14 protein-coding genes and 1 tRNA gene are annotated in these 14,985 nt (G+C 66.5%); 8 read left to right on the forward strand and 7 right to left on the reverse strand.

The window, feature by feature from the left end; genetic code table 11:
• Positions 1 to 723 carry a pseudouridine synthase gene (locus tag GGR13_RS05140; protein WP_183212443.1) on the forward strand — a complete coding sequence of 241 codons (723 nt, stop codon included), beginning with the start codon at positions 1 to 3 and terminating at the stop codon, positions 721 to 723.
• A gap of 225 nt (positions 724 to 948) precedes the next feature.
• Here GGR13_RS05140 and sseA read toward each other — a convergent pair whose 3' ends face one another.
• On the reverse strand, positions 949 to 1,785 hold the full coding sequence (gene sseA, locus GGR13_RS05145) for a 3-mercaptopyruvate sulfurtransferase (RefSeq protein ID WP_183212444.1): 837 nt from the start codon (positions 1,783 to 1,785) through the stop codon (positions 949 to 951).
• On the opposite strand from sseA, the gene GGR13_RS05150 reads away from it, so the two are divergent.
• Complete coding sequence (locus GGR13_RS05150) at positions 1,784 to 3,361, forward strand: cryptochrome/photolyase family protein (RefSeq protein ID WP_183212445.1); 1,578 nt, start codon at positions 1,784 to 1,786, stop codon at positions 3,359 to 3,361. The genes sseA and GGR13_RS05150 overlap by 2 nt on opposite strands.
• A gap of 117 nt (positions 3,362 to 3,478) precedes the next feature.
• Positions 3,479 to 3,754, forward strand: coding sequence for a hypothetical protein (locus GGR13_RS05155; RefSeq protein WP_183212446.1), 276 nt, complete (start codon positions 3,479 to 3,481; stop codon positions 3,752 to 3,754).
• 32 nt (positions 3,755 to 3,786) lie between these two features.
• On the opposite strand, the gene GGR13_RS05160 is transcribed toward GGR13_RS05155, so the two are convergent.
• Positions 3,787 to 5,064 (reverse strand): lytic murein transglycosylase, encoded by a 1,278-nt coding sequence (locus GGR13_RS05160; protein WP_183212447.1) that lies wholly within the window; start codon positions 5,062 to 5,064, stop codon positions 3,787 to 3,789.
• Positions 5,065 to 5,212: 148 nt separating this feature from the next.
• Here GGR13_RS05160 and GGR13_RS05165 point away from each other — a divergent pair.
• The 4 genes from GGR13_RS05165 to GGR13_RS05180 all read left to right on the forward strand — a co-directional run bounded on the left by GGR13_RS05165 (position 5,213) and on the right by GGR13_RS05180 (position 6,355).
• Positions 5,213 to 5,289 (forward strand) — tRNA-Ala (locus GGR13_RS05165).
• Between the two features lie 137 nt (positions 5,290 to 5,426).
• On the forward strand, positions 5,427 to 5,552 hold the full coding sequence (gene ykgO / locus GGR13_RS05170) for a type B 50S ribosomal protein L36 (protein ID WP_008263184.1): 126 nt from the start codon (positions 5,427 to 5,429) through the stop codon (positions 5,550 to 5,552).
• A gap of 202 nt (positions 5,553 to 5,754) precedes the next feature.
• Positions 5,755 to 6,030, forward strand: a complete 276-nt coding sequence (gapR, locus tag GGR13_RS05175) for a nucleoid-associated protein GapR (RefSeq protein ID WP_183212448.1) — start codon at positions 5,755 to 5,757, stop codon at positions 6,028 to 6,030.
• 13 nt (positions 6,031 to 6,043) lie between these two features.
• Entirely contained in the window at positions 6,044 to 6,355 is a 312-nt protein-coding gene (locus GGR13_RS05180; RefSeq protein ID WP_183212449.1) for a hypothetical protein, read from the forward strand.
• A gap of 7 nt (positions 6,356 to 6,362) precedes the next feature.
• Here the strand turns inward: GGR13_RS05180 and GGR13_RS05185 are convergent, their stop codons facing one another.
• The gene (locus GGR13_RS05185) at positions 6,363 to 6,872 is read right to left on the reverse strand and encodes a GlcG/HbpS family heme-binding protein (RefSeq protein WP_343060298.1); all 510 of its coding nucleotides are present in this window, start codon (positions 6,870 to 6,872) and stop codon (positions 6,363 to 6,365) included.
• A 14-nt stretch (positions 6,873 to 6,886) separates the two neighbouring features.
• Positions 6,887 to 7,513, reverse strand: coding sequence for a DUF938 domain-containing protein (locus tag GGR13_RS05190; RefSeq protein ID WP_183213090.1), 627 nt, complete (start codon positions 7,511 to 7,513; stop codon positions 6,887 to 6,889).
• A gap of 225 nt (positions 7,514 to 7,738) precedes the next feature.
• Between GGR13_RS05190 and GGR13_RS05195 the strand changes: the two genes are divergently transcribed.
• Positions 7,739 to 9,586 carry a phosphoenolpyruvate carboxykinase (GTP) gene (locus tag GGR13_RS05195; RefSeq protein ID WP_343060299.1) on the forward strand — a complete coding sequence of 616 codons (1,848 nt, stop codon included), beginning with the start codon at positions 7,739 to 7,741 and terminating at the stop codon, positions 9,584 to 9,586.
• 29 nt (positions 9,587 to 9,615) lie between these two features.
• Here the strand turns inward: GGR13_RS05195 and GGR13_RS05200 are convergent, their stop codons facing one another.
• The 3 genes from GGR13_RS05200 to GGR13_RS05210 form a co-directional block, all read right to left on the reverse strand.
• On the reverse strand, positions 9,616 to 10,398 hold the full coding sequence (locus tag GGR13_RS05200) for a DsbA family protein (RefSeq protein WP_183212451.1): 783 nt from the start codon (positions 10,396 to 10,398) through the stop codon (positions 9,616 to 9,618).
• 22 nt (positions 10,399 to 10,420) lie between these two features.
• Entirely contained in the window at positions 10,421 to 11,833 is a 1,413-nt protein-coding gene (locus GGR13_RS05205) for a M48 family metalloprotease (protein ID WP_425486072.1), read from the reverse strand.
• Positions 11,834 to 11,950: 117 nt separating this feature from the next.
• Positions 11,951 to 14,644, reverse strand: a complete 2,694-nt coding sequence (locus tag GGR13_RS05210; RefSeq protein ID WP_183212452.1) for a ribonuclease E/G — start codon at positions 14,642 to 14,644, stop codon at positions 11,951 to 11,953.
• Positions 14,645 to 14,985: the final 341 nt, after the last annotated feature.

The following is a 14,985-nucleotide window of genomic DNA, read 5'->3' on the forward strand; positions in this document are numbered from 1 at the left end:
GTGAGCCGTACCCCCGTTGCCCTGTCCGCCGAAGAGATCGCCGCCGTCCGGTCGTGGGTGATCCACGAGGACCCGCACGTGATCGCCTTTGCCAAGCCCAGCGGGCTGTCCAGTCAGGGCGGGCGCATCCAGGCGCATACGCTGGACGACCTGCTATGGGCCTTTGCGCGATCGAACGGCAAGCGTCCGGAGCTGGTGCACCGGCTGGACCGCGATACGTCCGGTGTGATCCTGGCGGCGAAGACCAAGCCGGCGGCGGGCTTCCTCGGCAAGGCTATCCAGGCCCGGCGGTTCGAGAAGACCTATCTCGCCCTGGTCGCGGCGGCCCCCGAGCCTTCGTCCGGGACGATCGACACGCCGCTGATCCGGCAGGAGGTCGGCCGCGAGAGCTACATGCGAATTGCGGAGCCGGATACGCCGGGGGCTCAGGCGTCGCAAAGCCGCTACCAGACGCTCTCGGCCTCGGCGGAGGGGGCGCTGGTCGAACTGGAGCCCCGGACGGGCCGGATGCATCAGCTCAGGGTCCATATGGCGTCGATCGGGCGGCCGCTGGTCGGTGACGTCCGCTACGGCGGGGCGCTGACCCTGGCGGGGCGGTCGGCGCCCCGGCTGATGCTGCACGCGGCGCGGCTGCGGTTCCCCCATCCCGAGGGCGGGGAGCGGATCGTCGAAGCGCCCTTGCCCGAGGATTTCGACGGGCTGCGCAGCGCAGCGGGTCTCTGATCCGGGGCCGTTGATCGGGAAGGGGCGAGGAAAAAAACACCGTCGCGATCGTCTTGATCGTCTCGAAGGTCTCGATCCCCTCGGGCAAACCCTCCGGTCCTGAGGATGAAGAAAGCCAGGATACGACCGGTCACAGCCAGGCCGGGGACGTCGGGTCGAGCGCCCGGCGGTGAGCTTAAAGACTTGCGGAAATCGGATCGGGCGCGGAGAGGATAACCCCTCCAGTCAGGCGCCCGGGACGACCGGCGTCTCGGTGCCGCTGCCCCACTGGGCCCAGGATCCGTCGTAGAGACGGCTGCCAGTGCCAAGCTCGGCCAGGGCCAGCGACAGGACGGCCGCTGTGACGCCCGAGCCGCAGGTCGTCACGATCGGCCGGTCGAGGTCGATCCCCGCCTCGCGGAAGACGGTCGCCAGCGTATCGCCCCGCTTCAGGTGGCCCCGGTCGTCGAGCACCGACTTCATCGGCAGGTTCAGGGCCCCCGGCATATGGCCCGACCGCAGGCCGGGGCGGGGTTCGGGGCTTTGTCCAAGGAAGCGGGCTGCTGGCCGGGCGTCCAGGACCTGGGCATCGCCTGTGAGGGCCGCCATCACGGTGGGGACATCGGCAACGGCATCGGGCACCGGGTTTGCCACAAAGGTGGCCGGTTTCGGCGACTGCGCTGCGCCTGTCTCGATCGACCGCCCCTCTACGCGCCATTTCGGCAGGCCGCCATCCAGCACCCGGACCCGGGACGCACCCATGGTCTGGAACGTCCACCAGACCCGCGCCGCCGAGAACAGGCCGACGGTGTCATAGATCACGATGGTGTCTGTTTCTGAGATCCCCAGCGTTCCGACGGCTTCGGCGAAGGCTGCGGCAGTCGGCAGCATGTGCGGCAGGTCCGTCGTGTGGTCAGACACTGCGTCGAGGTCGAAGAAGACCGCACCGGGCAGGCGCGCCTCGTTGAAATCGGCCCGGGCATCACGGCCATCCAGATGCCAGGAGCCATCCACGATCCTGAGCGCGGGATCGTTCAGCAGGGCGGCGAGTTCGTCGGTCGAGATCAGGGGACTGTCGGTCATGGCCAAATCTAACACGAGGCACACGGGCGAGGGCAGGGGGACGCTGCGGCTGGTGCTGGGGGACCAGATGTCGGACCGGCTGTCGGCGCTGGAGGGGCTGGATACAGCGCGTGACGTCGTCCTGATGGCCGAGGTCCGGGACGAGGCGACCTATGTCCGGCATCACAAGCAGAAGATCGCCCTGACCTTTGCAGCCATGCGCAGTTTCGCCCTGCGGCTGGAGGAGCGAGGCGTCACGGTCCGCTATGTCCGGATCGATGATCCCGACAATGCCCATTCGATCGTGGGGGAGCTGCATCGCGCGCTGGAGGCCGGGGCGTTCGATGCCGTCGTGATGACCGAATGCGGCGAGTGGCGGCTGGCCCAGGCCATGGCTGCATTTGCCGGCGTGGCGCAGGTGCCGGTCGAGATCCGCGAGGACCGCCGGTTCATCTGCACGCACGACCAGTTCCGGCGCTGGGCCTCGGGCAAGTCGCAGTTGCGGATGGAGTTCTTCTATCGCGAGATGCGGCGCGAAACGAATATCCTGATGGACGGGAAACAGCCCGAGGGCGGGCAGTGGAACTATGATGCAGAGAACCGGAAAAAACTGACAAAGGGCCTTCGGCCGCCGCGTCGTCTGCGCACGCCGCCGGATCTGGTGGCACAGGAAGCGATTGCCGATGTGGCGCGGCTGTTTCCCGATCATTTCGGCGACCTGGACGACTTTGGTTGGCCGACGACGGCGGAACAGGCCGAGACCGTGGTGGCCGATTTCCTCGAGCATGTGCTGCCCGCGTTCGGGGACTGGCAGGATGCGATGGCGCGGGGCGAGCCGTGGATGTGGCACGGGCTGATCGCGACCTCGATGCATCTGGGTCTGGTCGATCCGCTGGACGTGTGCCGGCGGGCAGAGGCGGTCTATCGGGCCGGCAAGGCACCGCTGAACGCTGTCGAGGGGTTCATCCGGCAGATCCTGGGGTGGCGCGAGTATATCCGCGGCATCTACTGGCTGAAGGTGCCGGAGTACCGGGAGCGCAACTTCCTCGATGCGGATCGAACGCTGCCCTGGTTCTTCTGGTCCGGGGAAACCGACATGGCCTGTGTCGCCGATGTCGTGGAGACGACGCGGGCCAATGCCTATGCCCACCACATCCAGCGCCTGATGGTGACCGGCAATCTGGCCATGCTGCTGGGGGTTCATCCCGATCCGGTCGATGACTGGTACATGACGGTCTATGCCGACGCCTATGAGTGGGTCGAGATGCCCAATACGCGAGGGATGGCCACGTTTGCGGACGGCGGGATCGTCGGGTCCAAGCCCTATGCAGCATCCGGGGCCTATATCGACCGGATGAGCGACTACTGTGGTGGGTGTCGTTACGATGTGAAGGCCAAGGCAGGAGAGGGGGCCTGTCCGTTCAATCGCCTGTACTGGGGCTTTCTCGAGCGCAATCGCGGCCTCCTGAGGGACAATGTCCGGCTGGCCATGCCCTATCGAACCCTCGACAATTTCGGACCGGAGCGGCGACAGGCGCTGCTCGCCGAGGCCGAGGCCACACGAACGAAGCTGGGGGCAGTAACCACGTTGGAATAGCGGCGGTCCTTGAACTGACTCGTCGCGCGCGTATGCTGCCTCAACCCAAGGGAGAGGCATCGAGGTCTGAGGTCAGTCCCCCGACGGCAATCGGTTCAGACGCTGGAGATCGCACTCGTGGCCCATTCAGATCCTGAAATCCTGCTGTCGCGCAGGCTGGTCGTTGCAGGACGGCAGGGTCACCAGACGCGGGAATGCCGGATGGAAATCCGGTTCGATCCGGCCAGCCAGGCTGCCGGAATACAGCCAGCGGTTGCTGCCTTCCGGATCACGCCTTTTGACGACTGGCGGTCCATCTATGGTGAAGACCTGATCCAGGCGCTGGAACTGACCATCCGGATGGCGCAATCCGAAGCCCATGGCTGGGGCGCCGACTGGCCGGACGAGGATTGAGACCGGACGACCCGGGATCGGGGCGCCTTTCGCTATAGTCGGCTCAGCTCGTCGGCGAGGGATGCTGTCAGATAGCCGTCGGCGAGACGGCCTGTCGCGGCCTGCCAATCGCGAAGGGCCCGGCGGGTGCCCGAGCCGACGACGCCGTCGATGCCGCCAGGGTCATAGCCGAGCCGCGCTAGTGCCTGCTGGGCCCCAATGCGCTGGTCCCGCGTCAGGGGCGCATCGTCGGGCCAGCTCCGGGTCAGGTCGGGCTTCCCGCTGATTCGGTCGGCGATCAGGCCTATGGCCAGGGCGTAGGCGACCGAGTTGTTATAGCGCCGAATGACATAGTGGTTCGGCAGGGCCAGGAAGGCCGGGCCACGAGCCCCCTGTGGCAGCAGGATGGTCGCGCCTTCCGCCTGCTCGCCGTCATTCAGAAAGGCTCCATCGGCCAGACGGACGCCGCGCTCGCTCCAGAAGGACCAGGGGTGCCGATCCGCTTCGGCCAGTCTGTAGTCGAACCCGTCGGGCAGGACGACCTCATGGGCCCAACCCTGGCCGCGCTTCCAGCCGGCCTGGGCCAGCAGATTGGCAGCGGAGGCAAGGGCATCGGCATCCGAGCCCCAGATATCCACAGAACCATCCCCCGACTGGTCCACAGCCAGCCGCAGGTAGTTGTCGGGCATGAACTGTGTCTGGCCCATGGCCCCGGCCCAGCTGCCCTTCAGGCCCGCACGGGGGCGCTTGCCGTCGACAACGATGTCCAGGGCATTCTTGAGCTGACCTTCGGCCCAGTCGCGGCGGCGGCCGTCGAAGGCGAGGGTAGCCAGCGAACGGATCACGTCGCTTTCGCCCTGGATCCGGCCAAAGCTGGATTCCTGTGCCCAGATGCCCAGCAGGATCTCGGAGGGAACCCCGTATCTCTGGACGACCTCCCAGGGCACGCGGTCGATTCGCTGCTTGCCTTCGGCGATGCGGGCGGGGGCTGTGGCGCTGGTGACATAGGCGCCGGCCGGGCGAGAGAACTCGGGCTGGTTCCTGTCGAGGCGAATCACCTGGGGATCCGGGGTCAGGCCGGCCAGCTCGCGCGCATAGTCGGCCCGACGTGCGCCGCCGTGCCGGTCAAGGAAAGCCTGTTTCCAGCTCTCGAAATCGGCTGCGCTGGGTGTGGAGACGTTCGAGGGCGCTGGCACCGGACGGGGTGCGGGGTCTTCAATCGTCCTGACGCCTGGCGTTGTGGGCAGCGGCGCGATCGCGACCGCATCCGGCAGCATCGGAGCGCAGGCCGCGACGGAGACAAGCAAAAGAAGACGGTAAGCAGCACGCATGATGACAGGTTAGAGTCCGTTGTGGCGCGGGCGCAATCACATCCCCGCGAGGTCGTCCTTTCTACTGCAGTCGTGGTAAATGCAGCGTTCACCCTTTCCCTTAGGACGGCGTCAGGGTTCAGGGACTACATGACGACATCCCTGAAGCGGCCTGGTGGCGGAGGGGCGACGCGGCGGGCTAGCAAGCCCGCAGACCCTCCGTTCGACCCGGAGGCCAGGCCTCCAATCCTCTTTCACTGTCAGACCGGACACGCGAGTGACGTGTCTGTGTTGACCAATCGGCGAGCCTTCTCTATACGCCCCGCTCCGCCGCCGGTTCGCCTGCGGCTTTTTCATTTTGATTTGCCTCAGGACGTCCGACCATGAAGGTCCGTAGCTCGCTCAAGTCGCTCAAGACCCGTCACCGCGACTGCAAGGTCGTCCGCCGCAAGGGCGTGGTCTTCGTGATCAACAAGACCGACCCGCGCTTCAAGGCGAAGCAGGGCTAAGGCTCTTCGCTGTCGCGCGCGGCGATGTCGTGCGCAACCCGAGCGTGGAACTGTGAACAGGCTGCGGATTTTGTCCGCAGCCTTTTTCGCGCCCGACGTTGAGCCGCAGTCGCCAGCATGGTTAGCGTGCTGATACACATGTCTGCCCGGTCGTCTGAATGACGGCGCTGGGCTTCCCCCGATACTGCTGGAGTTTTTCCCCATGGCCGACGACGCCGCCTTCGACGCTTCGCCCGACGTCCTCAACTCGGCGGCCCAGGGCCGTCTGCGGACCATCATCGAGCGGATCGAGCGCCTCGAGGAGGACAAGGCGGCCGTGATGGAGGACATGAAGGAGGTATTCGCCGAGGCCAAGGGCGAGGGCTATGACGTCAAGATCCTGCGCAAGGTGATTCGCATCCGCAAGCAGGACAAGGCCAAGCGTCAGGAAGAGGACGCGATCCTGGACCTGTATCTGTCGGCGCTGGGCGAAATCTGACATCCTGCGGCGGGTGAAGCGCAAGCCACCCGCATCGCCGTTCGAACTGCAGCGCAAGGCCGCCCAGCGCGCTGCGCTGAACGCCCTGAAACGCGCCCGCCGCTCGGCCGAGAAGGCGGGCGTTTCCCTGTCCGACTGGGAGGGCGAGTTTCTCGGCTCGGTGGAGGAGCGGATCAAGACCCACGGTCGCGCCTTCGGTGACCCCGAGAAGGGCGCGCCGGGTCAGGCGCTGTCGACCATGCAGGGCCGCAAGCTCAAGGAAATCACGGCCAAGGCCAAGGGCGAGGACCCCAGGCCACGCTGGGCGCGCAAGCGGCCGGAGTAGGACTCTGTCAGTTGCCTGCCAGGGCAACCTCGGCGACAGCCGCGTCCTGGGCCGCTGTTGCGCCGGACACGCCGATCGCCCCGACGATCTTTCCGTCTCTCACGATGGGGATGCCACCGCCAATGGTGAAGGCTTCGGGATTGGCCAGGCTGACGACCCGGCCGGCCTGGACGCGCTCCTCGGCGACGGCCGTCGGCAGGCGATAGCGGGCGGCATATTCGGCCTTGCGCTGGGCCACGAAGATCGAGCCGTACTGGGTGTCGTCCATCCGGGCGAAGGCGACCAGTTCGCCGCTGGGCTCGACGACGGCGATTGCCATGCGGAAGCCGCTGCGCGCCGCCTCGGCCATGGCCCGGTCGATCAGGGCTTGCGCATCGGCCAGACCGATCGGCAGCCCGTAGGGTGGCGCTGCAACAGGGGCTGGCGCTGGTGCGGCCTGGACCGGAGGAGTCTGGGCCAGGGCAGGCGTGACCGCAAAGCCGAAACAGACAGCGACGAGGGCGGGCAAGGCTTTCACAATCATCTCCGGGGTCAGGTGCGACGGAACAACAGGGCGATGTTGTTGGCCGGCATGGCCTTGCGCAGTGTCAGGTGCAGGCCGTGCTTCAGGGCTTCGGCGGCGATCGCGTCCCGATCCCGAAGGCCCCAGGCGGGATTGCGGGCCTTCAGGTCCGCATCGAAGGCGGCGTTGGACGGAGCCAGCGGCTGATCGGCCTCCAGATAGGGACCGTACAGGAACATCAGGCCTCCCGGACGGGTCAGAACACGTCCGGCCAGGGCCATCAGACCTTCGGTCGCGCTCCAGGGGCTGATGTGGATCATGTTGATGCAGACGACAGACTGAACCGTCTCTGTGGGCCATGTGGAAGCGTCCATGGCGTCGAGGGCGAGGGGTTCGGCGAGGTTTGACAGGCTGGCGTCATGACGCCAGGCCATGATGCTGTCGCGGGCCTCGGCGCTGGGATCGGACGGGATCCAGGTGGCGTCCGGCAGGCCGCGGGCAAAGGCGACGGCATGCTGCCCGGACCCGGAGGCGATCTCAAGCACACGTCCGTACTGCGGCAGGTGGGCCTGCAGAATCGCGAGAATGGCGTCGGCATTGCGCGCGGCGGCCGGTGAAACGAGGCCACCCGTCGGGGCGGCATGGGTCGGGTCCATGGTCTGCACGCGTCCTTCTAGCGAGACTGGCCCAGACTGGCGACGACTTTCCCGAACCCTGTGCGCTGAAGGACCCGAAGTCGCCGCGCCGGGGGTTAAATCTTGCGCCGGTTGACGTCGCGTCGGCAGAGGTGGCATTTCGCCCGTAACAGTGCGTGAGCGCATGAAACAATTACGGCCACGACGACGCCAGATCGCCGGGCCGACAGGTTCAGGAGACGACCCGTGACCTCATCCAGCCTGCCCGGATTGCATCCGGCGCCGACCCGACACGCCCGCCTCGTGGCCTGGGTCGAGCAGATTGCCGCCCTGACCAAACCGGCCCGCGTGCACTGGTGCGACGGCTCGGCCGAGGAGAAGGAAACCCTCATTGCCGATCTGGTGGCGCGGGGGACCCTGACCCAGCTAGATCCGGTCAAGCGGCCGGGCAGCTATCATGCGGCCTCGGATCCCAAGGATGTGGCGCGTGTCGAGAGCCGGACCTTCATCTGCTCGGACGACGCGGCCGACGCCGGACCGACCAACAACTGGGCCGATCCGATCGAGATGCGTGATCGCCTGGATGGGCTGTTCGACGGCTGCATGGCTGGCCGGACGATGTATGTGGTCCCGTTTTCGATGGGGCCGCTGGGGTCGGAGCTGTCGGCCCTGGGCGTCGAGATCACGGACAGCGGCTACGTCGCCGTCTCGATGGGGATCATGACGCGGATGGGGGCAGGGGCCCTCGAGGCGCTGGGCGAAGACGGCACCTTCGTCCCGGCCGTGCACACGCTAGGCGCTCCGCTGGCCGAGGGTCAGGCCGATGTGCCCTGGCCCTGCAACGAGCAGAAATGGATCGTCCACTTCCCCGAGACCCGCGAAATCTGGTCCTATGGTTCGGGTTATGGCGGCAACGCCCTGCTGGGCAAGAAATGCTACGCCCTTCGCATCGCCTCGGTCATGGCGCGCGACGAGGGCTGGTTGGCCGAGCACATGCTCATCCTGAAGCTGACGGATCCGAAGGGGCGCGCCAAATACATCGCGGCAGCCTTCCCCAGCGCCTGCGGCAAGACCAATCTGGCCATGCTCCAGCCGACCCTTCCGGGCTGGAAGGCCGAAACAGTCGGGGACGACATCGCCTGGATGCGGTTCGGCGAGGACGGACGGCTGTATGCGGTCAATCCGGAGGCGGGCTTCTTTGGCGTGGCCCCCGGCACCAGCCGCAACACGAACCAGAACGCCATTTCGACCCTGGCGCGGGACACGGTGTTCACCAATACGGCCCTGACGGCCGACGGTGACGTCTGGTGGGAAGGCCTCTCCAAGCCCGTTCCGGAAGGGCTGACGAACTGGAAGGGTCAGCCGCACGATCCAACGTCGGGCGAGCCCGCTGCCCATCCCAATGCCCGGTTCGCGGCGCCGGCGCATCAGTGCCCGACCATTGCGCCCGAATGGGAAGACCCGCGTGGCGTGCCGATCGATGCCATCCTATTCGGCGGCCGCAGGGCCTCGGCCGTGCCGCTGGTGACGGAAGCGTTCGACTGGGAGCACGGGGTGTTCATGGGCTCGACCGTGGCCTCGGAGGGTACGGCTGCGGCCGAGAATGCCGTGGGCGAAATCCGGCGCGATCCTTTCGCCATGCTGCCGTTCTGCGGCTACAACATGGGTGATTATTTCGCCCACTGGCTGACGCTGGGAGCAAAGGCGGATGCGGCGAAGCTGCCGCGCATCTTCTTCGTTAACTGGTTCCGCAAGGATCAGGATGGATCCTTCGTCTGGCCAGGGTTCGGCGAGAACGTCAGGGTCCTGAAGTGGATCTCCGAGCGCCTGGAGGGCGAGGCCGAGGCGGTCGATACGCCGGTCGGACGGGTCCCAACACGTCAATCGCTGGATCTGGATGGACTCGGACTGTCGGAGACGGCGCTGGCGACGCTTCTGGATGTCGATGCCGAGGTCTGGACCGAGGAAGCGGGCATGATCCCCGCCTTCTACGAGACATTCGGAGATCGGCTGCCGAAGGCGCTGTGGTCTCAGCACGTGGCCCTGACCCATCGTCTGGATGCCGTTCTGGCAACCGCCATCGCGGCCGAATAGCCCAAACCGGGCTTCGCAAGCGACCGGCTTCAGCCGCCCTTTGCTGACGTAATCGCAGCGGCCACCTCAGCCGGCGCAATGCTGGCGGTGGCCTTGCCGTTGATGATGAAGGTCGGTGTACCGGTGAGTTGCAGGCCGGCGGCGGCCGTGTGGATGTCGGCGATGTGGCGCGTCGTGGCAGGCGAGGCGATCGCTGCTGCGGCCTGGCCCAAGGTGACCCCATTGTCTGCAAGGATGCGGTCGATGCTTTCGCGCGACAGGCTGGGTTCCGCCATCAGGGCCTGGTGGACCGGCAGGTAGCGACCCTGTGCCTGCGCCGCCAGGGCCGCGCGAGCGGCATACTGTGAGGTGGAGTCATCGCCGCGGTCCAGAATTGGCCATTCCTTGAAGACGAAGCGCACGTCGGGGTTGGCAAGGACAATCTGCATGAAGTCCTGGGACACCGCCTTGCAGCCGGGGCAGCGGTAATCGAAGAATTCATGCACGACGACTTTGGCCTCTATCGGCCCTATCGACGGGTCCCGCGGGTCGTGTTCAAGCAGGGCAGGATTGCTGGCGATCGCGATATTGACCTGCTCGACCCGGGCTCCGTCTTCGGCCGCCTGGCGGGCAGCCATGACTTCGTCCAGGACCTGGGGGTTGGTCAGCAGGTAGTCGCGGACCTGCCCGCCGAAGTCACGGCCGGTCAAATGGGGTGCCGCGGCAAGGCCCAGCGCCACACCCGACACGCCAAGCGCCAGCCGTCCGGCGGTCAGCCAGCGGGGCAAGGTGCGGCGGGGTGCCGTTGGCGTCACGGGTGCGTCTTCGGTCATGCTTTGGCAGGGCTCGTGCAGGTCAGCGTGTGGCGGGTGCGAGGACCGACGGGCGATTGCGTTGCTGGCGGCGATCCAGGTCGTCGATATCCTGACTCGTGGCACCGGATGCCAGAACAATGTCGACCGCGCGACGCCATTCGATCGAGTCCGGGTTCAGCATCTCGCGGGCCCGGAGGGCAAACTGGGTCGCCTGTTCCTCGCTGCCCAGGGCGAAATAGTATTCGGCCGAGGCGAGACGGGCCTCGCCCTCCTTTCCCTGACTGGCATAGGCCTGACCGAGCAGACGCCAGGCCAGGGTGTTGTCATCCTCCCAGGCGACTGCGCGCTTCAGTTCCTCGACCGCACGGTCGAGATTGGCCGGGTCATTGGTCTCGATCAGGGCATGGGCAAGGTTGACGCGCAGCAGGGGCGCATCCGGGTCGAGCTCGACAGACCGCTGATGGGCCGCAATGGCCTCGGCCGGTCGGCCTTCCTCGAACAGGATCTGCCCCTTCAGCTCCCAGTAATAGGGATTGTCGAGATCTTCCGCCGACAGGGCTTCGACGGCGGTCAGGGCCTTGTCCGTCTGGCCGTCGCGATACCAGGCGATGGCGCGCGCATAGCGGGCCGGCAGCGAGAGGTCGGATTCCGGATAGGCCCGAAGGGTCTGGTTCGGGTGGTTCAGGAACGATGAAATCTTGGCCCGGATCAGCGCGTGCTGCGCCATGCGCTCAGGGCTGTCACGATGGCCATAGTTCGGCATCGCCTCCACCGGCCGGCGCAGGGCCTCGATCCTCTGGCCGGACAACGGGTGGCTGCGGAAATAGGGAAAGCGGCGGGCCTCGGAGAAAACCTCCTGGGAGCGGAAATTCTCGAAGAAATCGACCAGGCCCTTGCCAGATTCGCCTGCACGGTCGAGCGCGCGCGCTCCGGTGATGTCGGCTTCGCCCTCCTGGCTCTGGAGGTAGCGCAGGGCCCCGAGCGTTCCAAAATACTGGCTGGACCCAAGCAGGGCGGCTCCGGCTCCCGGTTCGCCTGCCAGAACAGCCAACGCGCCAAGCGCCATCGTCATGAAGAAGGGCTGTTTGCCCGCCTCGGAAGCCCCGTCGCGCAGGGTGTGGCGGTTCTTGATATGGCCGGCCTCGTGCGCGATCACGCCCAGCAACTGGTTGGGATTGTCGGTCTGCAGGATCAGGCCGGTATTAAGCCCCATGATGCGTCCGCGCGTGGCGAAGGCGTTCAGTGAGGCGTCGTTGATCAGCAGGACCTCAACGTCCGCAGGATTCAGGCCCATGGCCACGAAGACCGGGTCAGACCATTCCCGGATAATGTCCTCGATCTCGGTGTCGCGGATGGCGCTCTGGGCCGAAGCCGGAGCTGCGCTGGCCATCAGGAGGACGGCGGATGCAGCAGTGACGAACAGCGAGCGGGCCGGGCGGGGAAGGCGGATCAAGGCACTCTCCTCAACGAACGCCCCCCGGCCGGAATAAAAGCAGGGAGGGAGCCCAACCGCACCGGACGGCATCCGGTGCGGCAGGCATCACCCTAGCGACGATTTAATCACGGCCTTTCAGCGGCGCCACCAGCCCCGCTTGGGTTTTTCCGGCGGAGCGGCGATCTGCGCCGGGTCGCTGGCAATAATCGCGGACAGGTCGGCTTCAGGCTTCGGTGCCGGAACGACCTCGGCCAGAACGGCCGGAACGGGCTCGGCGTCTGTCGGGAGCTCGACTTCGGCTGCCGCTTCTTCCGCCGCTTCCGCCGGTGTCACGTCCAGTTCGACCGCAACAGCAGCAGGCTCGGCCTCGTTGGGCTCGATCGCCGTGTCCAGATCCGTCTCCACCGCGGCCGAAGCCGAGGCAGGCTTGCGGCGGACACGACGGCGCTGGGGCTCGGCGGCGATGACCGGAGCCGCATCAACGTCCGCCGTGGCCATCACAGCCATCGGAGTGTCGGGCGAGCCGTCAGTCGGCATGCCTTCGTTGGTTGCCCGGGCCTCGACCTTCAGATCATGCGGCTGGGCCCGTTCGCCACGGCCGCGACCGCGACGGCGACGCCGCGAGCGGCCGCCTTCACGATCACCGGCTGTCTCACCATCGGGACGCTCGCCCACCCATTCCTCGGCCTCGCGAGGCTCTGATGAGGTTGCCTCCATGGCGGTCGCGGGTCCACGTTCGGCACGTGGTACCGGGTTGATCGGGTCGAACCAGACGTAGGGATCATCGAGCGACGGCGTGCGACCGCGAACCCAGAAGAATGCGCCGGAACCCTCGCTGCCATCCTCGCGGACACGGCGACCGCCACGGCGACCACGACGGCGGCGGCGGCCGGCTTCGGAATCGTCGTCGTCTTCCGACGACGGGGCCACCGTCGTGTCGGCGGCGTCCGGAGCACGCAAGGGTGCCTCTTCGTCGCGACGTCCACCACGGCGGCGGCGCTTGCGGCCGCGTCCGCCACCGTCGCCGTCATGACGCTCGGCACGGTCGCGAGGCTGGTCGTCGTCAGCGTCCTCGCGATCACGATCGTCGCGGTCGAGGAAGGCTTCGTCCTCGTCGTCGTCCTCGATGATTTCGTCGTCATCGTCGTCATCGGCATAGGCGCTGTCGTCGAAGTCGTCGTGGAGGTCGGGCAGGCTGATCGCCGGTTCGGCGGGTACGAAGTCCTCGTTGGTCTCGGTGCGCTCGATGGCGTGTTCGTTCTGGGCCAGGCGGTCATCGATCTGGACGATCACCGCAAGCCCGCGCTGCCTGAGCATCCGCTCCAGATAGTCACGCTTGTGGTTGAGGATGTAGAGCGCCACCACGCTCGACACGCGCAGGACGATGCAGCCCGCGCCGTTCTTGCCCGCCTCGATATCGACGGCGCGCAGGGTCATCAGCGAGGCCGATTCCGCCGAGCGGATGCGACCGGCACCCTGGCAGTGCGGGCAGACTTCGGTGGCGCCTTCCAGCACGCCGAGACGGCGCCGCTGACGGCTGATTTCCATCAGGCCGAAGCCGGAAATCTTGCCCATCTGGATGCGGGCCCGATCATGGCTCAGGGCATCCTTGAGGATCTTCTCGACGGTCCGGTTATTCTTGGACTCGTCCATGTCGATGAAGTCGATGACCACCAGACCGGCGAGGTCGCGCAGACGAAGCTGACGCGCAGCCTCGACGGCAGCTTCGGAGTTGGTCTTGAAGGCCGTGGCCTCGACATTGCGCTCCTTGGTCGCCTTGCCCGAGTTGACGTCGATGGCCACCAGGGCCTCGGTCTGGTTGATCACCAGATAGCCGCCGGACTTGAGAGGGACGACCGGCTGGTGGATCTGCGTCAGCAGTTCCTCGATGCCGTTGGCGGCAAACAGCGGCTTCGATCCCTGATAGAGATGCACCTTCTTGGCCTGGGAGGGCATCAGGACGCGCATGAAGTCGCGCGCCTCCTTGAAGCCCTCGATCCCCTCGACCTGGATGCCGTCGAAATCCTTGTCGAACATGTCGCGGACGGCACGACGGACGAGGTTCTCTTCCTCGTAGATCAGGGAGGGCGCGTGGCTGGCCAGGGTGGTTTCGCGAATGGTTTCCCACAGACGCAGCAGATATTCGTAGTCGCGGCTGATCTCGGCCTTGGTGCGCTTGGCTCCGGCGGTCCGGATGATCAGGCCCATGCCGCGCGGGACGTCCAGGGCGGCGGCGGCGGCCTTGAGGCGCTTGCGGTCCGTGGCCTGGGTGATCTTGCGGGAGATGCCGCCACCCTTGCCGGTATTGGGCATCAGCACGCAGTAGCGACCGGCGAGGGAGAGCCAAGTGGTCAGGGCCGCACCCTTGCCGCCACGCTCGTCCTTGACGACCTGGACCAGAAGGATCTGGCGGCGCTTGATGACGTCCTGGATCTTGTAGCGCCGCATCAGGCGACGCTTGAGGCGTTCCTCCTCCGCCAGACCGCCCTCGGACTCGCCGTCATCCGAATCGCGAATGGCGGACTCGTCCTGATCGTCCTCGGCCGAGTTCGCCTCGGCCATGATGGCGTCGCGATCCGCAGCGGGGATCTGGTAGTAGTCGGGGTGGATTTCGTTGAAGGCGAGGAAGCCGTGGCGATTGCCGCCATACTCGACGAAGGCGGCCTGCAGGCTGGGTTCTACACGGGTGACCTTGGCGAGGTAGATGTTGCCGCGGAGTTGGCGTTTGGTCTTCGACTCGAAGTCGAACTCCTCAACCTGGCGTCCGTCCACGATGGCGACACGCGTTTCCTCGGCGTGCGCTGCATCGATCAGCATGGTCTTTGACATGGATTACTTCTCTCTGGCGCGCTCTGCCGGACCCAGCATGTGGGGTCGGGGCGGCTCGCCGAACGGGATGAAGGGCAGGCGCAGGCGTCATCCCGCCGCGGATCGCGGCAATGGCCATGTCAGGCCGTTCGGGAGCGCAGGCGATGGAGCCCATGGGTTAGGTCTGTCCTGGACCCGACGCGCCAGACAAGGGCAGGCGGCGTGGATGGGCCCGGTTCTTCGAATCGCCCGTTCAGAACGGATCGACCCTCGGATGCGTGAAACTCAGTGCCAATGACCAGAATGCGCTGGAGCCGATCAGATCGGGAGCTGCGCAGGTCCGTGACATTCAAAGCATAGTC

This window comes from Brevundimonas variabilis (assembly GCF_014199945.1).
Classification (GTDB): domain Bacteria; phylum Pseudomonadota; class Alphaproteobacteria; order Caulobacterales; family Caulobacteraceae; genus Brevundimonas; species Brevundimonas variabilis.

Coding starts and splice junctions, on each gene's coding strand:
- GGR13_RS05210 (WP_183212452.1), bottom strand. CDS start 14,644: ATGTCAAAGACCATGCTGATCGATGCAGCGCACGCCGAGGAAACGCGT.
- ykgO (WP_008263184.1), top strand. CDS start 5,427: ATGAAGGTCCGTAGCTCGCTCAAGTCGCTCAAGACCCGTCACCGCGAC.
- sseA (WP_183212444.1), bottom strand. CDS start 1,785: ATGACCGACAGTCCCCTGATCTCGACCGACGAACTCGCCGCCCTGCTG.
- GGR13_RS05190 (WP_183213090.1), bottom strand. CDS start 7,513: ATGGACCCGACCCATGCCGCCCCGACGGGTGGCCTCGTTTCACCGGCC.
- gapR (WP_183212448.1), top strand. CDS start 5,755: ATGGCCGACGACGCCGCCTTCGACGCTTCGCCCGACGTCCTCAACTCG.
- GGR13_RS05160 (WP_183212447.1), bottom strand. CDS start 5,064: ATGCGTGCTGCTTACCGTCTTCTTTTGCTTGTCTCCGTCGCGGCCTGC.
- GGR13_RS05150 (WP_183212445.1), top strand. CDS start 1,784: ATGGCCAAATCTAACACGAGGCACACGGGCGAGGGCAGGGGGACGCTG.
- GGR13_RS05200 (WP_183212451.1), bottom strand. CDS start 10,398: ATGACCGAAGACGCACCCGTGACGCCAACGGCACCCCGCCGCACCTTG.